The organism is Streptomyces sp. LZ34 (assembly GCF_053890475.1).
The window spans coordinates 5,776,945-5,797,466 of sequence record NZ_CM132680.1 but is presented as its reverse complement, the minus strand read 5'-3'; the positions used below and the strand labels follow the sequence as shown (position 1 = coordinate 5,797,466).

The window sequence follows — 20,522 nt, the reverse complement described above, 5'->3', positions numbered from 1 at the left end:
ACTACGCCCGGGACGTGGCGCGGGGGCGCCAGATCCAGGGGGTGGCGCCGGGGGACATGCCCACCACACGCACCTGTTCGCCCTCGTCTGCCAGCAGCGTCGGCGTGCCCACCGGGACCAGCCGGCTCGTGGGGCGCAGCGGTTTGGCGGCGGGCGTCGTGCCGTACTGGACCTGGACCGCGCCGGTCAGGTCCCGGCCCAGCAGCAGGAGCGGGCCCTGGCGGCCGCCGGACGCGGCCAGGGCGTGGGCGGTGATCAGGCCGTAGCCCTCGAAGTGGCGCAGCGGTACGGACGTGCCGCTGTCGCCGCTGTCGCCGCTGTCGCCGTAGAGATACGGCACCGGACTGGCGGGCGGGCGGTAGACCAGCGCGATCGACCCGTCCGGGGAGGGCACGGCGCCCGGCTGCCCGCCCGGCAGCGGCAGGCCTACGAGCGGCCGGAGCGCCACCGGGCCGCCCGGCCGGTCCTGGGCCCAGTGGTGCACGGTGTCACGGCCCGCCGCCACGACATGCACCCGCGCCTGCCGGTCCAGCAGCACCGTCAGCCCGTCCTGGACCTCGCCGCCGTCCAGCCGCTGCCAGGGCCCCCACGCCCCGGCCGCGTCCCGTATCCGGGTGGCCAGGCCCTTGTCGGCGGTGCGTACGAAGAGGTGGACCCGCCCGTCCGGGGTGGCGACGGCCGCCGGGCAGCCGACGCGGCGACCGTGCTCGGGGTCGGAGTCGGGGGTGCCGAGCCCGGTCCAGGCCCGGAACGGCCCGCCGGGGGTGCGCTGCTCCAGCGCGACCAGTTCGCGGGTGTTGGCGCCCCCCTGCCCGTCCAGCGCGGAGAAGCGCAGCGCGATCAGCACATGGTGGCCGCGGGAGTCCCGTATCGCGCACAGCGCCGGGGCCAGCGGCCCGCCGCCCAGACCCTGCGGGGCGCCGAAGCGCCCGCTGCCGGGGGCGGTCTCGCGCCACCGCACGGCCTGCGCGCCCAGCGCGCCGTACGCGACGAGGCGGCCGTCGGGGTCGGTGAGGGGCGTGGGCAGGGCGCTGGGGTAGCGGTAGTGCGTGGAGCGGATCCAGCCCTTGCGGTTGGTCAGCGGCCGGGTGCCGCCCTGGCCGTAGTCGCCGCAGCCCGCCGCGTTGCCGCAGTTCCACAGCGGGCTGCCGCCGTACGCCGCCACGGCGCGGGCCTTCTGCGCGACCACGGCGGGCGGCAGGTTGTGCGGCCAGCGCTGGTTGTAGTAGCCGCGGAACGACGTGGTCGTGAAGCGCGGCGCCCGCTTCTCGCGCCGCGCCACATCGTCCGCCCACTGCGCGATGGCCTTCCAGGTGAACAGCGCGACCGGGGTGTGGTCCCGGTGGTCGGAGCAGCCCGGCTGGTCGTTGTCGCGAGGGTGGGTGGCGTCGTGGACCTGGAAGTCGGGGTCGGGGTCCAGGGTGTGGATCACGGTGGGCCGGTAGCGGTCCATGATCCCGGCGAGCACGTCGACGAGGGTCTGGTGGCGGTAGGTGCTGGGGGTCCGTACCGGGGAGTCGGCGGCGATGAGGGTACGCATGAGGACGCCCGGGAGGTTCCACAGGTGGGGGATGCGTACGTTCCCCGCGGACAGCATGGCGATGTTGAGGAAGATCAGCCGCACGCTGCGCCCGCCGTTCCCCAGGACGTTCGTCTCCGCCGTGACGCCGCCGGGCAGCTCCATCACCGAGCGCCGCCAGCGGGTGAACCTGTCGAGCCCCAGCAGCTGCGCGTACGCCTGGCGCAGCCCCTGGTGGCGGGCGGCGGAGTAGGCGGCCTTGTCCGCGCGTGGCCGGGGCGTACCGGCCTCGCGGTTGATCCCCACGGCTTCGCCCGCCGTGACGTACACGCAGACCACGGGCACCCCGGCGGTCAGCATGTGCTCGGCGTCCGGGTTCATGAAGTACAGGTCGTCGTCGGGGTGGGCGACGATCTGGAGCAGCAGCGCGTTCTCGGTGTTCGCAAAGGACTCCGCGGCGCGCGGCGACAGCGGCCGGGCCGGGACGGCGGAGGTGGGCAAGGCGCCCGAGGAGCCGCTGCAGCCCGCGGTGGTGGCGGCGGTGGCCGCGGTGATGGCGGCCAGCGAGGCGAGCGCCTGCCTGCGCGTGGCGGCAGGCGCGGCGGATCGAATGTTCAACCTGGTGACCCCGTCCCGTTGTGCAGCACGTAGTCTCCGGCTGCTTCTCCGTGCTATGGGACGGTTAGTGATCTTGGAAGGTTGTCCGTCCTGGGCATGGTGTCGGTCACGAATCGGGCAAGAGTTGGTTTGAGGATGCCCGGTCCGGGCAGAGGATGTGGCCCTGCGACACCGCTTCGCTGGGCAGCTGCTGTAACGGGCCGTGTGTTGTAACGGGCCGTGCCCGCGGGGGATCATTCGGCGGTGCGGTTCGTCCGGAGCGGGGCAATGTCCGGGCGGTACCGGTGGCGGACGTGACGGCGCGTTGGGGGACACGAATGGCGGCGCGGGTTCTGGTCGGGCGTTACGAGTTGGTGCGGTTCGTCGGCCGCGGCGGCATGGGCGAGGTGTGGGAGGCCCGTGACCGTGTGATCGGGCGGCGGGTGGCGGTCAAGCTGCTTCCGCACGACAGGAGAGACACCGCCGCTGCCGCCTTGTTCCGCCGTGAGGCCCGCACCGCCGGAGCGCTGAACCACCCCGCCGTGGTCACCGTGCACGACTTCGGTCAGGACGAGGCGGACGGGTCGCTGTTCCTGGTCATGGAGTTGCTCGAGGGACGGGACCTGGCCACGGCGCTGCGCGAGGACGGCCCCCCGCCGGTGGCCACCGCGGTCGACTGGGTCGCGCAGGCGGCGGCCGGGCTGGCCCGGGCGCACGAGGCGGACGTCATCCACCGGGATCTGAAGCCGGCGAACCTGCATCTGGCCGCGGACGGGCGGGTGAAGATTCTCGATTTCGGCATCGCCCGGTTCATGGAGGCGCTGCCGTCGAGCAAGGTGATGGGGACGTTCCCGTACATGCCGCCGGAGCGGTTCGACGGGCACTCCGGCGACGCCCGCTCGGACCTGTACGCCCTCGGCTGCGTCCTCCACGAACTACTCACCGGGCAGCTCCCGTTCCAGGCCACCAGCCCGGCGTCGATGATGAGCGCCCACATGAGCAAGCCCCCCGTGCCCCCGGGCCGGATCCGGCCCGGGGTGCCGGCGGCCCTGGACGACCTCGTCGTCGAGCTGCTCGCCAAGGCGCCCGAGGACCGGCCGGTCTCCGCGGCCCGGGTCCACGACCGCCTCCGCGGCCTCTCATTCCAGGCGGCCTCCGGCCCCTCGTCCCGGGCGGCCTCCGGCCCGAGCCCGCACGACATGGCCACGCGCACCGCCGACGCCAGGAAAAGCGCACCCGCCGGCCCCGCGTCGCCCGTGACGGCGGACGCACTCACCGAGACGGCCGGGCCACCGCACCCGCCGGGACCGGCCCGGACCAGCCCACTCCGGACAGGGCTCGTCACCCGGCGCAGGGCCTTGTGGCTCGGTGCCGCCGCCATCGCGGCCGGTGCGGGCGTCCCGACCGGCTTCGCCCTTCTCGACGACGGGGCGTCACCGACGTCGCCGGAGTCGTCAGCGACGCCAAAGGGGGATTCCCGAGCATGGTTCGCCGCCAATGGCCAAAAGCTCTCACCCGCGGTGGTGGACGGCGGGACGGTCTACATCAAGGGGCAGGACATCCGGGACGGCACGGTGTACGCGCTGGACGGGGCCACCGGGAAGACGAAGTGGTCCCACCCCCTCAAGGGCGGGGGCTACGGCCAAGCCGGTGCCAAGGAGGGCGACTTCCTGAACGTCCCGCCTCCGGCGGTGATCGGCGGAGCGGTGTACGTCAACGGCTCGGACGAGAAACTCTGCGTTCTGGACGCGGCCACCGGAGAGACGAAGTGGAATTTCGCCCCCGGCGGCAGCGTCTCCCGGTTGGCGACGGTCGGCGGGGTGGTGCACGTGTACGTCTCCCCCGAGGACTCCATCCGCTCCTTGAACGCGGCCACCGGGACCCAGAAGTGGGTCACGCGCCGCGGAATCGGCGGCGTCAAGGACTATCTGGCAGCGGACGACGGGGCCGTGCACGTCTTCATCGACGACAAGGGCGACCTGCGGGCGCTCGACGCGGCCACCGGAGAGAAGAAGTGGGACTTCACCGGCCGCTGGGCCGATCGGCTATGGGCGGCCGGCAGGCTGGTGTACACCCGTACGGTCGTCGAGCCCATCAGTATGTGTGCGCTGGACTCGGCCACCGGCGCGCGGAAATGGGAGTTCGTCAGCCCCACCAACGCGTTTGCGGGGGCCGCCTCCAGCGCGCACAAGGGCACGGAGGTGGCCGACGGGGTGGCATATATCGTCGGGTCCTCCGCCAAGGATTTTGATGACCAGACGGTACATGCGCTGGACGCTGCCACCGGGAAGCAGAAGTGGTCCAAGCGCCCTGGAGACGACCTCGGCTTCGGCACGCTGACGGCAATCGACGGGGCGTTGTACGTACGCGGACGCGATCAGACGTATGCCCTGAGCATGGCCACGGGAAAGACGAAGTGGTCGATCACCAGCCCTGACCTTCAGCGGCTGAAGGGCGCCGACGGGGTGCTGTACGTCAGCGAGACCGCCGACAACCCCCATGTCCAGGCGCTCGACGCGGCCACCGGCACGAAGAAGTGGGGCTCAGACATCAGCGGCGGCTCCCTGCGGATCGGCGACGGGGTGCTGTATGTCGTCAGCAAGGACAAAGAAGCCGTGTATGCCCTGGACGCGGCCACAGGAGCAAGGGCCTGAGACGTAGGGCCGTTATGGATAGCGAGGCAGGTTGTCGGTCGAGATTGTCCAATCTCCGATCGTCAGGTCCTCGCCGTACACGAAGTCTTTCCTGGTCGCATAACGGGGGCCGCTCGGGGTTGCCTGCCGACCGGCTCCGCCCCTGACGCCCGTTCAGGCGCGGGCGAGCGCCTTGCGCAGGCCGTAGGCGGCGGCGCCGAGTGCGATCACCACGGCTCCCCACAGCACCGAGGCGGGCGGCAGGGCGAAGGCCAGGACGAGGCAGCCGACGGCGCCGACGATCGGCACGATCCGGGGCGGGCGGCCCTCGTCAGGTGCCAGGGTCCAGGCGGAGGCGTTGGCGACGGCGTAGTAGGCGAGCACGCCGAAGGAGGAGAAGCCGATCGCCCCGCGCACGTCCGCCGTGGCCGCGAGCACGGCGACCACCGCGCCGACGGCCGGCTCGGCGCGGTGCGGCACACCGAAGCGCGGGTGGACGGCGGCGAGCACATGGGGCAGGTGCCGGTCGCGGGCCATCGCCAGGGTGGTCCGCGAGACGCCGAGGATCAGCGCGAGCAGCGAGCCGAGCGCGGCGACGGCCGCCCCGACCCGCACCACCGGGACCAGGCCCGGGACGCCGGCGGCGCGGACCGCCTCGGCCAGCGGGGCGGCGGCGCGGGCCAGGTCCCCGGGGCCGAGCACCGCGAGCACGGCGAGCGCGACGACGGCGTAGACGACCAGGGTGATGCCGAGCGCCAGGGAGATCGCGCGGGGGATGGTGTGCCGCGGATCGCGGACCTCCTCGCCGAGGGTGGCGATGCGCGCGTAGCCGGCGAACGCGAAGAACAGCAGGCCCGCGGCCTGCAGCACGCCGTGGAAGCCGGCGTCCGCTCCGATCGCCCAGTGGCCGGTGCCGGCGGTGCCGTCGGTCAGGCAGGCGGTGACCACCGCGGCCAGGACCATCAGGACGACGGCGACGATCGCCCGCGTGAGCCAGGCGGCCTTTTGCACGCCGACGTAGTTCACCGCGGTCAGCGCCACCACCGCCGCCACGGCGACGGCGTGCGCCTGGTCGGGCCAGACGTAGGAGCCCACCGTCAGCGCCATCGCCGCGCAGGAGGCGGTCTTGCCGACCACGAACCCCCATCCGGCCAGATAGCCCCAGAACTCGCCCAGCCGCTCGCGGCCGTAGACGTAGGTGCCGCCCGACTGGGGGTAGCGGACAGCCAGCCGGGCCGAGGAGGTGGCGTTGCAGTAGGCCACCACGGCCGCGAGCGCCAGGCCCGGCAGCAGCCCGGACCCGGCCGCCGCGGCGGCCGGCGCGAGAGCGGCGAAGATGCCCGCGCCGATCATTGACCCGAGCCCGATCACCACGGCGTCGAACACGCCCAGGTGCCGTCGCAGTTCCCCCGACCCGGCCGGTGGCGCCGACGTGCCCATGACCTACGCCCCCTCGATAACGGATTCCGATCTGGGCGCACGGTAATCGAGCGAGGTATCGGGCACTTGAACGCGCCCGACCGTCGACGAGGCGGATTCCTGGGGGCGGACGCTCGACGCTGATCGTGCCGGTTTGGCATGCTCCTTGCAGCCTTTTAAGTGTCCCGTCGGGACTTATGTCCCAATGGGACATGATGCGCTATGGTCGAGGCATGATGGCGATGAAGCCCCCAGGCACCACCCCGCCCGGCGCGCCAGCTGACGCGCCGGCCGGCGTGGCCCCGGCCGAGGACCGCAGACAGCGCAAGGCCCGGCAGACCCGGGAGGCGATGGCGGCCGCGGCCGTCGACCTGATCCTCGAGCACGGCCTCGCCTCCGTCACCGTCGAGGCCATCGCCGAGCGCGCCGATGTCACCCGCCGCACCTTCAGCCGCCACTTCAACGGCAAAGAGGACGCGGCGCTCCACTTCACCCGCGCCGACGGGGACCGCATCAACGCCGCCCTGCGCGCCCGCCCCGCCGACGAGCCGCCGTTCGTGGCCTACCGCAACGCCGTCGCACAGTGGCTCGCATACCGGGAGACGCTCGGTGCCGAGCCCCACGCCCGGTGGCGCGCGCTGCTGCGGCTCGTGGACGGCGAGCCGACCCTGTTCGCCGCGTACGAGCGGATCAGGGTCGACGCCCAGGACGAGTCGGTGGCGATCATCGCCGACCGGCTCGGCACCGACCCCGCCCGGGACCTGCGCCCGGCCGTCTTGGTCGGCGCCGCGGCCGGAGTGCTCACCGCGGCGTTGCGCGCCTGGGCGCGCGAGCCGCACGAGGACGTGCGAGGCCTTCTGCCCTGGGTGGACCGGGCCTACGACGCACTCATCGAACAGGCGGCCGGAGGTCCGGCCGCCGTCTGAAACAACGGAAACAGGTGCCAGCAATGAAGGCATTGCAGTACAGGGAAATCGGCGCGGCCCCCGAGGTCGTCACCGTTCCGGACCCGGAGCCCGGCCCTGGCCAGGTGCTGCTCGCGGTCACCGCCGCGGGCGCGTGCCACTCCGACCTCGCCGTGATGGGCTGGCCCGCCGAGGGCTTCCCGTACGAGCTTCCGCTCACCCTCGGCCACGAGGGCGTCGGCACGGTGGCCGCCCTGGGCGCCGGCGTGACCGGTCTCGCCGAGGGCGACCCGGTCGCCGTGTACGGCCCGTGGGGCTGCGGGACCTGCGCCAAGTGCGCCGAGGGCAAGGAGAACTACTGCCTGCGCGCCGACGAGCTGGGCATCCGGCCGCCCGGGCTCGGCGCTCCCGGCTCGATGGCCGAGTACATGCTGGTGGACGACCCGCGCCACCTGGTGCCGCTCGACGGCCTGGACCCGGTCGCGGCGGTGCCCCTGACCGACGCGGGCCTGACCCCGTACCACGCGATCAAGCGCTCCCTGCCCAAACTGGTCCCCGGCTCGACCGCCGTGGTCATCGGCACCGGCGGTCTGGGGCACGTCGCCGTCCAACTGCTGCGCGCGATGACCGCGGCCCGCGTGATCGCCCTGGACGTCAGCGAGGACAAGCTGGCCCTCGCCCGCACCGTCGGCGCCCACGAGGCCGTGCTGTCCGACGCGCGGGCGGCCGCCAGAGTCCGCGAGCTGGCCGGTGGCCGCGGCGCGCAGGCCGTCTTCGACTTCGTGGGCGCCGCACCCACCGTGAAGACCGCCGCCGCCGTCGCGGCCGTGGAGGCGGATGTGTCCATCGTCGGCATCGGAGGGGCTCCGATGCCGGTCGGCTTCGGTCACCTGCCGTTCGAGGTGTCCGTCAACGCCCCGTACTGGGGCAGCCGCGTCGAGCTCTTCGAGGTTCTCGACCTGGCCCGGGCCGGCGCGGTCTCCGTACACACCGAGACCTACTCCCTCGACGAGGCGCCCCTCGCGTACGAGCGACTGCATGCCGGAAAGATCAACGGCCGCGCCGTGATCCTCCCCAACGGCTGACCGCTCCTCCCTCTGCCCCACCACACCCCACCCGAGCGGAAAGAAAGAAGCACCATGAGCACCCCCGAAAACGCCCCCGAAAACGCCCCCGAAAACGCCACCGAATTCGCCGGGAAGACCGCCCTCGTCACCGGCGCCGCCTCGGGCATCGGCCTGGCCGTCGCCCGCCGCCTGGGCCAGGGCGGCGCGGCCGTCGTCGTCGCCGACTACAACCTGGAAGGCGCCGAGAAGGCCGTCGACCAGCTGAAGTCGGAAAACATCACGGCAGCCGCGGTGCGCGTGGACGTCTCCGACGCCGCGTCCGTCGAGGCCGCCGTGAACTTCTCCGTCGACACCTTCGGCGCCCTCCACCTGGCGGTGAACAACGCGGGCATAGGCGCCGACGGCATGCCCGTCGGCGAGTACGACCTGGATGTCTGGAACCGCGTCGTCCGCACCGACCTGGACGGCGTCTTCTTCTCGATGCGCTACGAGATCCCCGCCATGCAGGCCGCGGGCGGCGGCGCCATCGTCAACGTCGCGTCCATCCTCGGCTCCGTCGGCTGGGCGGGATCCTCCGCCTACGTCGCCGCCAAGCACGGTGTCGTCGGCCTGACCAAGTCCGCCGCGCTCGAGTACGCCGACAAGGGCATCCGCGTCAACGCGGTCGGCCCCGGCTTCATCGAGACCCCCGCCCTGAAGGCCATGGACCAGGACGCCTACCGCGGCCTGGCCGCCCTGCACGCCACCGGTCGGCTGGGCCGTCCCGAGGAGGTCGCCGACCTGGTCGCCTTCCTCCTCTCCGACCGCGCGACCTTCATCCACGGCAGCTACCACCTGATCGACGGCGCGTACACCGCCCGCTGACCGCGCCCCTCCCACCCCGCCCGGCCCGCCCTGGCCACGACCAGGCCGGGCCGCGCGCATTCATGAGGGCTGCTCAGCGGAGCCGGCGCTCTTCGCCCTCATCGTCAGACGGCGCCCTACTCCGTGCCGTCAGCGGCGCCTCTACGCCGCGATGGGTCGGCCGGAGGCGGCGGTCCGGCAGTCGCGGCAGCGGCCCGGGCGGGGTGCGCGGAAGGCGCGGTCGCAGCCGTCGCAGTTCTGGAGCGGTACGACCGGGCCCGGGCGTGGGGTGGGCTGGGCCGCTGGGAGCGGTGGCGGGAGCAGGGCGGTGAGGCGGTGGGCGAGGAGGGCGGCGGGGTGGCGCAGGTCAGGTGGGAGGCTCGCGGTCAGGGCGCGGCGTACGGCGTCGGGGGCGGTCCCGCGCTCCAGCCAGGCGGCCACGCCCGGGGCGAGACGGCGTACGTCGCGCTCGGAGAGCAGTAACCGGGCGTCGTCGCGGCGCAGCTCGGCGAGGAGCGCGGCGGCGGAGCGGTGGTGTTGTGGGGTGGGTGCGGTGGGCTCGGGGAGCGGGGGCGGTGCGGGGCGGGTGCTCCGCGCGGGCGGTGGCGTGGGGGTGGTGTCGCTGCTCGGCGGTGGCGGGGTGGCCGCCGGGGGCCGTACGACGCGCTGGGGCGCGGGCGGGGCGGGCCGTGCGGCGACCGGCTCGGTCACGGGCTCGGCTGCGCGGTGGGCGCGGGTGGCTTGGGGGACGTTGTACGAGAGTGTCCGGGTGACGATCCGCCCCTCGGGCGTACGCTCGCGGACCCGCTTGATGTACCCGTGGCCCTCCAACTCCCGCAGCGCGGCGGCGACCCGGTCCCGCCCTTCCGCGAACTTCCCGGCCAGCGTGCGGATGTCCACGGCGGCGCCGTCGGGCAGCGACTGGATGTGGGCGCCGAGCCCGATCGCGGTCAGGGAGAGGTCGTGGTGCTGGGTGAGGTGATCGCCGATGATCGTGTATCGCCTGGGCTGGTAGTCACTGATCTGAGTGACTCCGCCTGCGGATTGGCGAACCACGGAACGGGCGCGCGGGGGCGCGCTAAGCTGCTGCTCAGCCATCGGGAAGTTGCCTCTTCCTTGGTGGTCAGGCCCTCGATCGGGATTGCGAGTCCCGGCCGGGGGCCGTCGCATGTCTTGGGTTGTCGAGCCCGAGCCTGCCCCGCCGAACCGCTTGGGCGCCAGCCCGGTTGGGCGGAATCACCCGCGCGGGTGACGGGGGTGAGGTTTGGTTGGGTTGGGTGGGTTCTTTCCAGGGGTTCTTTGTCTTTGATCGCCCGAGGCCGGGGCGCACGGACCACCGGGGCCCGTCTTTCCGGGCTCCGGCGTGGAGTTCTTTCAGGAAGGTCGGAGAGCGAGTTCGGCCCACACCGTTTTGCAGATCAGCTCGGAGACGACGCCCCAGCGGTCCGACAACTCCTCGACAAGCAGCAGTCCGTGCCCGGACTCGCCGTCGGTCTCTCCGCGTCGGCGGACGATCGGCTGACGCTCCACACAGGGGTCCCTCACTTCGATGCGGAGCGTCTCATCGGTGGCGGTGAGTGTGAGACGGAAGTTCCGGCCCGGTACGCGGCCGTGCAGCGCGGCATTCGCCACCAGCTCGGCGATGATCAGCGCCGCCGTCTCGAACGGCAGCTCCCACGAGCGCAGCCGCTCGGTCGCGAGCAGCCGGGCGAGGCGGGCGCCCTTGCGGGTGGCGGAGAGCAGCACGGTGAAGTGGAGGGCGGCGGGCGCGGAAACGGAAGTGTCTGTTCGGGTGATTTGTTGGCTCACGTCACTCAGCGTGGCCAAGCTCACATAGGCTGAAAAGTAGCGACGCCAATACGGGCGGTGACCGTCCGGTGGTGGTCCGGCTCTGTCCGGCCCGTACGCCGTGACGCGCCCTGGGCAGCGGCGTTGGGCACGAACGGACCTCGGAGGTGGGGCATGGATCAGGAGTGGGATGACGACAGCGGCGCGGTGATGAGGGCGGTCGGCCGCCAGATCAAGCTGTGGCGCGAGGCGGCGGGGCTGAAGCAGGCGGAGTTGGGTGCGGCGATCGGTTACGGGGAGGAGCTGGTTTCGGCCGTCGAGCGGGCTCGGCGGATTCCTCGGCCGGAGTTCCTGGACAAGACGGATGAAGTGCTGGGGGCGGGCGGCAAGATCGCGGCGATGAAGAAGGATGTCGCGGAGGCGCGGTATCCGAAGAAGGTGCGGGATCTGGCGAAGCTGGAGGCGGAGGCGGGGGAGCTGTGCGCGTACGACAGCTTGGTCATTGATGGGTTGTTGCAGACCGAGGAGTACGCGCGGGCAGTATTCGGTGGTCGACGTCCGATGTTCACCGAGGATGAGCTGGAGCGTCGGGTGGCGGCGCGCATGGCCCGGCAAGAGATCATCAACGCCACGGCAGCCCGGCCTGTCTTCAACTTTGTGCAGTGCGAGTCGACGCTACGCCGCCTTGTTGGGGGCAGAATGGTGATGCGGCGGCAGCTCGAACGCCTGTTGGAGGTCGGTCAGTTGTCGAACGTGGACCTTCAAGTCCTGCCTCTGAGCCGGGAAGAGAACTCTGGCCTCGACGGTTCCTTCCGGCTACGGAAGCTCAAGGATGGCACGACTGTCGGGCACATCGAAGTTCAGCTTTTCAGTCGCGTGATCGCCGATCCCAAGGAGCTCCACATCCTTGAGATGCGCTACGGGATCATCCGTGCGCAGGCTCTCACGCCGCAGGAGTCACTGGCCTTCATCGAGAGAGTGCGGGGAGAAGCATGACCCTCAAGCCTTCTGCCGGAACTGGTTCCGCGCTGGAGTGGATAAAGAGCAGTTACAGCACGGCCGACGGCCCCGCGTGCGTCGAGGTGGCCTGGGCCAAGAGCAGCTACAGCACGGACGACGGCCCCTCGTGCGTCGAGGTCGCCGCCACCCCCGGCACCATCCACGTCCGCGACTCCAAGACCGCCCCCCAGGGCCCCCGGCTCACGTTCCCCCCGGACGCCTGGACCCGCTTCGTGGCGTACGCATCCGAGGGCTGATTCGGCGAGCGTGGTGTGGGCTTCGCGGGTGCGGCGCAGTTTGCTGGGGCCGTGACGCCCAGCTTGACTCGGTGGACTTAGACAAAGTGAAGTTTGTCTAACTTGACTTAGGTTAACCACGAGTCGCCGTTGGTATGCAGGGCGTGGTCGGTGGCCATTCGCCACAGCCTCGGGCCCTGTCGGCCCATCCGCGGCTGGAGTCGGATCACGGAAAGCCCGGGGCGCCAGGCGTTGTCGAGGACAGGGATCCAGGTGAGGGTCTGGCTGAGCACCCTCCAGATCCCGTCTTTCCCAATGCCGGTGCGGACGTGGGGCGCTCGCCTCGGCCCGTAGCGCTAGCGAGCCCCCATAGTGGCGCTATGGCAACGACGACGATCCGGGTCTCCCGGGACACCCGCGACCATCTGGCCCAGCTTGCGGAGGAACAAGGTCTGAGTCTTGGGCAGTGTGTCCAGCAGCTTGCCAAGAAACGGCTCACCGCGACGCAACGGGCCGAGCGGCTCGCCGCTGACCGCAAGGCTCTGCGCGCGCTGACCGGCTGCGATATCAGCGATGACGAGTTTGACCAGGCTCCTGATGTGATGGGCAACATCTGCCGAATCGCAGCGGAGAGGGTGCGGGCCGCGAGGGGCGACGCTGGGTGATCATCTCGGTGCCGGCGCGGCGTCCGCCCTTGCGATCTCTCCGGGGTGGCCGTCGATGACCTGAACACGATCGTGGGAGTGAGTGTCAGTGCAATAGGCGTCGCGGAAGTCGGCGAGCATGGTGTGGGCCTCGCGGGCGCAGAGCAGGTGTTCGGGGTCGAGGTCGGCGACGACCAGTTCCTGTTCGGTGGGGCCCGCTTCGGCGACGAGGCGGCCGGTGGGGTCCCAGACGGCGCTGGCGCCGCACGTGTTCCAGCCGCCGGTGGTACCGACGTGGTTGGCCAGCAGCGTGTACATGGTGTTGTCGAAGGCGCGGGCGGAGCGATGTGGAACTCGTGGATCTGGCACGGATCTGGCAGGGAGAGTGAGCGGGAGCCCCGGTCGGTCCGGGGCCGCCCGCAGGCGTCGGCCGGGTGCTATGCCTCGGCCTTCTGCATGATCTCCAGCAGGCTGGAGAAGCTGTCCGCCGCGTGGCCTGCCTCCATGCCGCGCCGGACGAGGCCGGCGACGGCGGCCGGGAGGGCGGTGTCGACGCCCGAGTCGGCGTTGGTGTGCAGGACGTGGTCGACGCTGGCCATCCCCATCGCCAGTCGGTCCACGTCGCCGACGTGGTTGCCCGCGTCGATGCGCTCGGCGTAGAAGGCGAAGAAGCCCGGCAGCGAGTTCGCCGTGTCCGTGGCGTGCTGCAGGATGTCGGCCGCCGCCAGACCGTTCGCCTTGGCGAGGGCGATTGCCTGCCAGTAGCTCAGCATCGAGGTCCAGAACATGACCATGCCGAGCTGGTAGAAGAGCGCGGCGAGCCCCGGGTCCTCGCCCCGGTAGTCGGTCCGGCCGGTCACGACTTCCAGCACATCCCGGTGCTTGTCGAACGCCTCGCGCGGGCCGCTGTAGAAGGTGAGCGACTCGGGCTGCCCGACCCCGGAGGGCGGCACGGTGATGCCGCCGGTGAGGTGCACGGCACCGCGCTCGGCCGCCCAGCGGGCGGCGGCGCGGGCCCGCTCGGGGGTGTCGGAGCTGAGGTTGACCAGGACGCGGCCGGTCAGCGCGGTCTCGGCGGGGCCGAGCACGTCGTACATGGCCGCGTAGTCGGTGAGGCTGAGGATCACCACCTCGTTGGCCGCGAGCGCCTCCCCGACGCTCGGCGCGAGTGTCGCGCCGCGGGCCACCAGGGCGTCCGCGCGGGACGGGGTGCGGTTCCACAGGGTGACCTCGTACCCGCGGTCCAGGAAGGCCGTGGCCATCGCCTGGCCCATGGGGCCGAGTCCGATGACGGTGACCGATTGCTGCGTGGTGTTGCTGCTCATGCCGGGATCTCTGCCCTTCGCTAAAACGAACGCTCTATTTAGAGGGTGCCGGGAACGTATCACAGCTCTAGAACGAACGCTCTACTCAGTCGCCCGGTACGGTGCTCGCATGCAGACCAGCACCCGGGACCGGATCGTCGTCGCCGCGGCGCGCCTCCTGCAGCGGCAGGGCTACGTCGGCACGGGCATCAAACAGATCGCCAAGGAGGCGCAGGCCACCCTCGGCTCCGTCTACCACTTCTTCCCCGGTGGCAAGGAAGCCGTCGCCGTGGCGGCGATCAAACACAGCGACCAGGAGTTCGCGACGCTGCTCAGGGAGGCGCTGGACAGCGAGGAAGACCCGGCGGAGGCGATCGAGTCCTGCGCCCGGCAACTCGCGACGGGGCTGCGCGAGTCGGGCTGGATCGACGGCTGCCCCGTCACGGCGGCCGCCCTGGAGACCCTCGGCACCGACTCGGAGATCCAGCAGGCGTGTGCGGAGGCGCTGCGCAGCTGGGAGGGGTCGGTCTTGGACAAGCTGCTGCGCTGTGGCTTCGAGGCCGAGGACGGGCGGGAGTTGGCGACCACGATCATCAGTGCCTTGGAAGGGGCGGAGGTCACGGCGCAGGTCAACCGCAGCGAGGAGCCCTTGCGGGCGGCGGGTCGGCAACTGGCCCGCCTGGTGCGCTCGTACGACGTCCGGCTATCCCGCTAGCAGGATGTGGCAGTCCCGGGGCTCGGCGGCGGGGTCGCGGAGGTCGGCGAGCATGGTGTGGGCCTCGCGGGCGCGGCGCAGGTGTTCGGGGTTGAGGTCGGCGACGACCAGCTCCCGTTCGGTGGGGCCCGCTTCGGCGACGAGGCGGCCGGTGGGGTCCCAGACGGCGCTGGCACCGCAGGTGTGCCAGCCGCCGGTGGTGCCGACGTGGTTGGCCAGCAGCGTGTACATGGTGTTGTCGAAGGCGCGGGCGGGGAACCACATCCGAGACTCGTGGTAGCCGTTGCCGACGCTGAACAGGGCGCCGACCAGATAGGCGTGGCAGCCGTCGAGCGCGGCGGCGCGGGCGTGCTCGGGGAAGCCGGAGTCGTAGCAGATGCCCAGGCCCAGCCGCCAGCCGTCGACCTCCACCGAGCACCCGGCACGTCCCGGCCGGTAGATGTCGCGCTCGGAGCGGAAGAGTATCTGCTTGTCGTAGCGGGCCGCCCGGCCGCCGTTGGAGTCGATCACCAAGGCGGACACGTACAACTCGTCGGCCTCGTGTACGGCGGCGCCGACGATGGCCACGGTGCCGGTGTCCCGGCAGGCCGCCAGCAGTGGGCCCAGCCGTGCGTCGCCGCCCGCCTGGACCGCGCAGCGCTCCGGATCCGCGCGGATGAGTTCCGGCTCGTACCCGGTGAGGAACTTCTCCGGGAAGACGACCACGCGCGCGCCCGCCTCGGCGGCCTCGCGCACCATCACGGCCGCTGTAGCGGCGTTGGCGACGACGTCGCCCGGTGCGGGGCAGGCCTGGGCGGCGGCGACGCGGAGCGGGCGAGAGGGCCAGGGGGCGGCGGTGATCACGGATGCCGAGCTTATCCGCGCCCGGTGGATCGGTCAGCCGTCAACCTCGTGCAATGCGTTTCCTCTGCATGGGTGGCTCTGTCGCACACAGAGGCGCTCCCGCAGCTTCCCCCACTCCGTGACGATCTGCCTCCTGCAATCCGGACTGCGCAGGACCGTGCCCGACGCGTTCCGGGTGCGCTCACGAATGACCGTCGTCCTGGGCCCCCGTGACGCCCCGGAGCCGGATGTCCTGGTCGTACGGGCGGAAGCGGTGCGGGGCCCAGAACAGGACCGGTACGAAGCAGCCGACGTCGTGCTCGCGGTGGAGATCGTCTCACTGGACTCCGAGGTGCGGGACCGCGACGCCAAGCCCCGCAAGTATGCCGCCGCGGGAATCCCGTACTTCTGGCTGGTCGAGATGGCGGGCGAGCGGGAACACCCGGTCGTGCACACCTACGAGCTGGACCCCGTGACCAAGTCCTACGCGATCACCGGCATCCACCACGAGCGGCTGAAGCTGACCGTCCCCTTCACCATCGACATCGACCTCACGAGCATCGACCACATGTAGTCGCTACGGCACCGCCGGGCCCTCGATGTACCTGCCCCTCGCGTCGTAGGGCCACTCGTTCGCGACACAGCCCTTCAGTCCGTATATCTGCTGCATCATCACCGGCGCCCGTCTGCCCTTCCCTGGGCAGCTCTCATGACCGTGCCCGATCCGGTGGCCGACCTCGTGGTTGATGATCAGTGCCCGGTAGCCGCTGATGGGACCGGAGAACTCCGGCGAGCCCGTGTTCCAGCGCTTGAGGTTGACCATGATCTGGGTTCCGGCGTCGCAGTTGACCTCGCCATGGGTGTCCAGGCCCACGGCGCCGCAGATCTCGTCGACCGTGTCCGGGGTGGCGATCTTCACCTCGAAGTCGGAGGGGCCGTCGGCGACCAGCTGGAAGGAGTTCCTGCCGTCGGTGGTCCAGCCGCGTCTGTCGGCCAGGACGGCGGAGATCTCGGCTGCGGCCCGCTTCGCGTCGATGCCGGTGCCCTTCTCCACCATGACCTTGAACCGTCGCAGATCGCCTCCCTTGCCGATCACCGCGCCGGAGGACTTCGCGGTGACGAAGCCGCCGGTTCCGGTGGCGGGAGAGGGGGACGAGCCCGGGCGAGGGGGCTTCGAGGTGGCCGAGATGGCGTCGGGCGGTGGGGTCGCCGGGTCCGCGGCGCGGGCCGAGCCGCCGCCGTCCTTGCGTAAGGCGGTCTGGGCCGCGAGCACGACCCCGGCGATCAAGGCCGTACCGGCGGCCAGCGCCACTACCAAGTTCCGGGGGCGGGTGCCCCGGGTGCGCCGTCGTCGTCGCGGGGCGGACGGGCCGGGGGGCTGCTCGGGGGCCTGCGCGGCGAAGGTCATGGGGGGCACGTCCGGGGGTGAGTGGGGGCGGGCGAATGGGCCGCGGCCGCCGGGCCGCGTGAGCATGTCCGTGGTCCCCCGAAGTGAGAATGCGTGGTGGTTCCCCCGGAGAGAGACGATCGGGGAGGGGCGTGGGGTTGGCCCTCGCGCCCCGCTGTGCCAGGCGTCACAGAGCCAGGCGTCACAGAGCCAGGCGTCACAGAGCCAGGCGTCACACGTCGTGGCGCGGTGAGCGCCGAGAGGGGCGCGGGACCCGGGCGAGGGGCCGGCGAGCGGGACCCACCGGTGGCTGCGGACGGGCGGCGGGTTGTCCGTTGCGCCCAGGTCACGTCCCGTGACGCGCCGACCACACTGTCACGTGCAAGTCCGAAAGCCCCCCGAAGCGCGCCGAGTTTGAACGACCCCCCGCAGGGGGTACGCTTCCCCGCTTCCTGATTGGCATCCGGCATGCCCCGTGTGGCAGACTGTCCGGGTTGCTCGGTTGAGTGCCGATGCTGCGCGTCTCCCGCCGGGAGGACCGGAAGCGAGTCCCACAGTACTCGTCGCCCCTCATCAGGGGCGGACGTACGGGAATCTTCTGGGAAGCGTCAGCGGGGCCCCGGCCAGGCACCCGGTGGGTGTTCTTCCCCCACAACCCTCTTCCATAAGGGATCTCGCATGTGGAGATTTGCTGGAGGGGGCGCGACACGCCCGACCGCGTGGGTCGGAGGTGAGGCGGGGGAGGGACGGGAACCGACCGGGTTCCGGAGCGTTACGAGAGACAGGACTACGAAGTAGCCATGGCGGGACAGAAGATCCGCATCCGGCTCAAGGCCTACGACCACGAGGTCATCGACTCCTCGGCGAAGAAGATCGTCGAGACGGTGACCCGCACTGGTGCGTCGGTCGCGGGCCCGGTGCCGCTGCCCACAGAGAAGAACGTGTACTGCGTCATCAAGTCGCCGCACAAGTACAAGGACTCGCGCGAGCACTTCGAGATGCGTACGCACAAGCGCCTCATCGACATCCTCGACCCCACGCCGAAGACCGTCGACTCGCTGATGCGTCTCGACCTGCCGGCCGGCGTCGACATCGAGATCAAGCTCTGAGGTGACGCGCGAGATGGCTAAGCAGATCAAGGGCGTCCTGGGCGAGAAGCTCGGCATGACCCAGGTGTGGGACGAGAACAACCGCATCGTCCCGGTCACCGTCGTCAAGGCCGGCCCCTGTGTCGTGACCCAGGTCCGTACCGCTGACTCGGACGGCTACGACGCCGTCCAGATCGCCTTCGGCGAGATCGACCCGCGCAAGGTGAACAAGCCCCTCAAGGGCCACTTCGCCAAGGCCGACGTGACCCCGCGCCGCCACCTGGTGGAGCTGCGCACCGCCGACGCCTCGGAGTACGCGCTCGGCCAGGAGGTCACGGCCGAGGTGTTCGACTCCGGTGTGAAGGTCGATGTGACCGGCACCAGCAAGGGCAAGGGCACCGCCGGTGTCATGAAGCGCCACGGCTTCAAGGGCCTGGGCGCCGGACACGGCACCCAGCGCAAGCACCGCTCGCCGGGCTCCATCGGTGGCTGCGCCACCCCGGGCCGCGTGTTCAAGGGCCTGCGCATGGCCGGCCGCATGGGCAACGAGCGGGTCACCACCCAGAATCTGACCGTCCACGCCGTTGACGCGGAGAAGGGTCTGCTCCTGATCAAGGGAGCGGTTCCTGGTCCGAACGGCGGCCTCGTCCTGGTCCGTACCGCGGCCAAGGGGGCCTGAGGTAACCGATGAGCACCATTGACATCCTTTCGCCGGCAGGCGACAAGGCCGGGACCGTCGAGCTCCCCGCGGAGATCTTCGACGCGCAGGTCAGCGTTCCGCTGATCCACCAGGTCGTCGTCGCCCAGCTGGCCGCTGCCCGCCAGGGCACGCACAAGACGAAGACTCGCGGCGAGGTCCGCGGCGGTGGCAAGAAGCCGTACCGCCAGAAGGGCACCGGCCGCGCCCGCCAGGGCTCGACCCGCGCGCCGCAGTTCGCCGGCGGTGGCGTCGTGCACGGCCCCGTGCCGCGCGACTACAGCCAGCGCACCCCGAAGAAGATGAAGGCCGCCGCGCTGCGCGGGGCCCTCTCGGACCGGGCGCGCCACAGCCGCATCCACGTCGTGACCGGCGTGATCGAGGGCGAGGTCTCCACCAAGGCCGTCAAGACCCTGTTCGGCAAGATCAGCGAGCGCAAGAACCTGCTCCTGGTCGTCGAGCGGAGCGACGAGGCCGCGTGGCTGTCCGCCCGCAACCTGCCCCAGGTGCACATCCTGGAGCCGGGCCAGCTGAACACGTACGACGTGCTCGTCTCTGACGACGTGGTCTTCACCAAGGCCGCCTTCGAGTCCTTCGTGGCTGGTCCCAAGGCCGCTGAGCAGACCGAAGGGAGCGCCGCCTGATGAGTGAGGCGACCGCTGTCACCAGCAAGACCTTCACGGACCCCCGCGACGTTCTCGTCAAGCCGGTGGTGTCCGAGAAGAGCTACGCGCTGCTGGACGAGAACAAGTACACGTTCATCGTCGACCCGCGCGCGAACAAGACCCAGATCAAGCAGGCCGTCGAGGCGGTCTTCTCGGTCAAGGTCACCGGGGTCAACACGATCAACCGGCAGGGTAAGCGCAAGCGCACCAAGACCGGTTTCGGCAAGCGCAAGGACACCAAGCGCGCCATCGTGACCCTCGCCGAGGGCGACCGAATCGACATCTTCGGCGGCCCGGTCTCCTAACGGAGATCGGAGCGTCCAGAAGTCCGGAATCTTCCGAGGACTGAGAAATGGGTATCCGCAAGTACAAGCCGACGACCCCGGGCCGTCGTGGCTCCAGCGTCGCCGACTTCGTCGAGGTCACGCGGTCCACGCCGGAGAAGTCGCTGGTCCGCCCGCTGCACAGCAAGGGTGGTCGTAACAACGCCGGCCGCATCACGGTCCGCCACCAGGGTGGCGGTCACAAGCGTGCGTACCGCGTGATCGACTTCCGCCGTCACGACAAGGACGGCGTCCCGGCGAAGGTCGCACACATCGAGTACGACCCCAACCGCACCGCGCGCATCGCGCTGCTGCACTACGCCGACGGCGAGAAGCGCTACATCATCGCGCCGCGCGGCCTGACGCAGGGCGACCGGGTCGAGAACGGCCCCGGGGCCGACATCAAGCCGGGCAACAACCTGGCGCTGCGCAACATCCCGGTCGGTACCACGATCCACGCCATCGAGCTGCGGCCCGGCGGCGGCGCGAAGTTCGCCCGCTCCGCGGGTGCCTCCGTGCAGCTGCTGGCCAAGGAGGGCTCCTTCGCGCACCTGCGCATGCCCTCCGGTGAGGTCCGCCTGGTCGACATCCGCTGCCGCGCCACTGTCGGCGAGGTCGGCAACGCCGAGCAGTCGAACATCAACTGGGGCAAGGCCGGCCGTATGCGCTGGAAGGGCGTCCGCCCGACCGTGCGTGGTGTCGTGATGAACCCCGTCGACCACCCGCACGGTGGTGGTGAGGGCAAGACCTCCGGTGGTCGCCACCCGGTCTCGCCGTGGGGTCAGAAGGAGGGTCGTACTCGCTCGCCGAAGAAGGCCAGCAACAAGTACATCGTCCGCCGCCGCAAGACGAACAAGAAGCGCTAGGAGCG

The 20,522-nt window shown here is 71.1% G+C and carries 21 protein-coding genes and 2 pseudogenes; 14 read left to right on the top strand and 9 right to left on the bottom strand.

Annotation, left to right across the window (positions count from 1 at the left end; translation table 11 throughout):
• Nucleotide 1: 1 nt before the first annotated feature.
• A complete protein-coding gene (locus ACWY4P_RS23270; protein ID WP_456212474.1) occupies nucleotides 2-2,137 on the bottom strand; it encodes a PIG-L family deacetylase in 2,136 nt (711 codons plus the stop codon).
• A gap of 317 nt (nucleotides 2,138-2,454) precedes the next feature.
• Here ACWY4P_RS23270 and ACWY4P_RS23265 point away from each other — a divergent pair, with 317 nt between their 5' ends.
• Nucleotides 2,455-4,770: a serine/threonine-protein kinase gene (locus ACWY4P_RS23265; protein ID WP_456212473.1), complete on the top strand. Its 2,316-nt coding sequence runs from the start codon at nucleotides 2,455-2,457 to the stop codon at nucleotides 4,768-4,770.
• Nucleotides 4,771-4,782: 12 nt separating this feature from the next.
• Here ACWY4P_RS23265 and ACWY4P_RS23260 read toward each other — a convergent pair.
• Together ACWY4P_RS23260 and ACWY4P_RS23255 are read right to left on the bottom strand one after the other, a co-directional pair.
• Nucleotides 4,783-4,890 (bottom strand): annotated as a pseudogene (locus ACWY4P_RS23260) (Uma2 family endonuclease); the annotation flags it as partial.
• A 33-nt stretch (nucleotides 4,891-4,923) separates the two neighbouring features.
• Entirely contained in the window at nucleotides 4,924-6,189 is a 1,266-nt protein-coding gene (locus tag ACWY4P_RS23255) for an APC family permease (RefSeq protein ID WP_456212472.1), read from the bottom strand.
• A gap of 221 nt (nucleotides 6,190-6,410) precedes the next feature.
• Here ACWY4P_RS23255 and ACWY4P_RS23250 point away from each other — a divergent pair, with 221 nt between their 5' ends.
• From ACWY4P_RS23250 to ACWY4P_RS23240, 3 genes are read left to right on the top strand one after another with little or no spacing between them, the layout of a single operon-like run.
• Entirely contained in the window at nucleotides 6,411-7,094 is a 684-nt protein-coding gene (locus tag ACWY4P_RS23250) for a TetR/AcrR family transcriptional regulator (RefSeq protein ID WP_456213025.1), read from the top strand.
• Nucleotides 7,095-7,117: 23 nt separating this feature from the next.
• Nucleotides 7,118-8,158 (top strand): NAD(P)-dependent alcohol dehydrogenase, encoded by a 1,041-nt coding sequence (locus ACWY4P_RS23245; protein ID WP_456212471.1) that lies wholly within the window; start codon nucleotides 7,118-7,120, stop codon nucleotides 8,156-8,158.
• Nucleotides 8,159-8,212: 54 nt separating this feature from the next.
• On the top strand, nucleotides 8,213-9,004 hold the full coding sequence (locus ACWY4P_RS23240) for an SDR family NAD(P)-dependent oxidoreductase (RefSeq protein WP_456212470.1): 792 nt from the start codon (nucleotides 8,213-8,215) through the stop codon (nucleotides 9,002-9,004).
• Nucleotides 9,005-9,145: 141 nt separating this feature from the next.
• On the opposite strand, the gene ACWY4P_RS23235 is transcribed toward ACWY4P_RS23240, so the two are convergent.
• Entirely contained in the window at nucleotides 9,146-10,081 is a 936-nt protein-coding gene (locus ACWY4P_RS23235; protein ID WP_456212469.1) for a helix-turn-helix domain-containing protein, read from the bottom strand.
• Between the two features lie 276 nt (nucleotides 10,082-10,357).
• The gene (locus ACWY4P_RS23230) at nucleotides 10,358-10,792 is read right to left on the bottom strand and encodes an ATP-binding protein (protein WP_456212468.1); all 435 of its coding nucleotides are present in this window, start codon (nucleotides 10,790-10,792) and stop codon (nucleotides 10,358-10,360) included.
• Between the two features lie 153 nt (nucleotides 10,793-10,945).
• On the opposite strand from ACWY4P_RS23230, the gene ACWY4P_RS23225 reads away from it, so the two are divergent.
• From ACWY4P_RS23225 to ACWY4P_RS23215, 3 genes are all read left to right on the top strand, one after another.
• Nucleotides 10,946-11,767 (top strand): helix-turn-helix domain-containing protein, encoded by an 822-nt coding sequence (locus tag ACWY4P_RS23225; protein WP_456212467.1) that lies wholly within the window; start codon nucleotides 10,946-10,948, stop codon nucleotides 11,765-11,767.
• Nucleotides 11,764-12,027: a DUF397 domain-containing protein gene (locus ACWY4P_RS23220; protein ID WP_456212466.1), complete on the top strand. Its 264-nt coding sequence runs from the start codon at nucleotides 11,764-11,766 to the stop codon at nucleotides 12,025-12,027. The genes ACWY4P_RS23225 and ACWY4P_RS23220 overlap by 4 nt, the downstream gene beginning before the upstream one ends.
• 359 nt (nucleotides 12,028-12,386) lie before the next feature.
• Nucleotides 12,387-12,671 carry a hypothetical protein gene (locus ACWY4P_RS23215; RefSeq protein WP_456212465.1) on the top strand — a complete coding sequence of 95 codons (285 nt, stop codon included), beginning with the start codon at nucleotides 12,387-12,389 and terminating at the stop codon, nucleotides 12,669-12,671.
• Here the strand turns inward: ACWY4P_RS23215 and ACWY4P_RS23210 are convergent, their stop codons facing one another.
• On the bottom strand, nucleotides 12,672-12,968 hold the full coding sequence (locus ACWY4P_RS23210) for a nitrilase-related carbon-nitrogen hydrolase (protein ID WP_456212464.1): 297 nt from the start codon (nucleotides 12,966-12,968) through the stop codon (nucleotides 12,672-12,674).
• 119 nt (nucleotides 12,969-13,087) lie between these two features.
• Nucleotides 13,088-13,975 carry an NAD(P)-dependent oxidoreductase gene (locus tag ACWY4P_RS23205; protein WP_456212463.1) on the bottom strand — a complete coding sequence of 296 codons (888 nt, stop codon included), beginning with the start codon at nucleotides 13,973-13,975 and terminating at the stop codon, nucleotides 13,088-13,090.
• A gap of 109 nt (nucleotides 13,976-14,084) precedes the next feature.
• On the opposite strand from ACWY4P_RS23205, the gene ACWY4P_RS23200 reads away from it, so the two are divergent.
• Nucleotides 14,085-14,669 (top strand): TetR/AcrR family transcriptional regulator, encoded by a 585-nt coding sequence (locus tag ACWY4P_RS23200; RefSeq protein ID WP_456212462.1) that lies wholly within the window; start codon nucleotides 14,085-14,087, stop codon nucleotides 14,667-14,669.
• Here ACWY4P_RS23200 and ACWY4P_RS23195 read toward each other — a convergent pair.
• Nucleotides 14,658-15,512, bottom strand: coding sequence for a carbon-nitrogen hydrolase family protein (locus ACWY4P_RS23195; protein ID WP_456212461.1), 855 nt, complete (start codon nucleotides 15,510-15,512; stop codon nucleotides 14,658-14,660). The genes ACWY4P_RS23200 and ACWY4P_RS23195 overlap by 12 nt on opposite strands.
• A 112-nt stretch (nucleotides 15,513-15,624) precedes the next feature.
• On the opposite strand from ACWY4P_RS23195, the pseudogene ACWY4P_RS23190 reads away from it, so the two are divergent.
• Nucleotides 15,625-16,065: pseudogene (locus tag ACWY4P_RS23190) on the top strand (Uma2 family endonuclease); the annotation flags it as partial.
• Between the two features lie 3 nt (nucleotides 16,066-16,068).
• Here ACWY4P_RS23190 and ACWY4P_RS23185 read toward each other — a convergent pair.
• Nucleotides 16,069-16,899 (bottom strand): DUF3152 domain-containing protein, encoded by an 831-nt coding sequence (locus tag ACWY4P_RS23185; protein ID WP_456212460.1) that lies wholly within the window; start codon nucleotides 16,897-16,899, stop codon nucleotides 16,069-16,071.
• A gap of 779 nt (nucleotides 16,900-17,678) precedes the next feature.
• Here ACWY4P_RS23185 and rpsJ point away from each other — a divergent pair.
• The 5 genes from rpsJ to rplB are packed head-to-tail and all read left to right on the top strand — an operon-like array spanning nucleotide 17,679 to nucleotide 20,517.
• Nucleotides 17,679-17,987, top strand: a complete 309-nt coding sequence (gene rpsJ, locus ACWY4P_RS23180; RefSeq protein ID WP_003948644.1) for a 30S ribosomal protein S10 — start codon at nucleotides 17,679-17,681, stop codon at nucleotides 17,985-17,987.
• Nucleotides 17,988-18,000: 13 nt separating this feature from the next.
• Entirely contained in the window at nucleotides 18,001-18,645 is a 645-nt protein-coding gene (gene rplC / locus ACWY4P_RS23175) for a 50S ribosomal protein L3 (RefSeq protein WP_089509866.1), read from the top strand.
• An 8-nt stretch (nucleotides 18,646-18,653) separates the two neighbouring features.
• Nucleotides 18,654-19,307, top strand: coding sequence for a 50S ribosomal protein L4 (gene rplD, locus ACWY4P_RS23170; RefSeq protein WP_456212459.1), 654 nt, complete (start codon nucleotides 18,654-18,656; stop codon nucleotides 19,305-19,307).
• Nucleotides 19,307-19,633 carry a 50S ribosomal protein L23 gene (rplW, locus tag ACWY4P_RS23165; RefSeq protein WP_456212458.1) on the top strand — a complete coding sequence of 109 codons (327 nt, stop codon included), beginning with the start codon at nucleotides 19,307-19,309 and terminating at the stop codon, nucleotides 19,631-19,633. The genes rplD and rplW overlap by 1 nt, the downstream gene beginning before the upstream one ends.
• A 47-nt stretch (nucleotides 19,634-19,680) precedes the next feature.
• Nucleotides 19,681-20,517: a 50S ribosomal protein L2 gene (gene rplB, locus ACWY4P_RS23160; protein ID WP_456212457.1), complete on the top strand. Its 837-nt coding sequence runs from the start codon at nucleotides 19,681-19,683 to the stop codon at nucleotides 20,515-20,517.
• The last annotated feature ends 5 nt before the right edge of the window (nucleotides 20,518-20,522 follow it).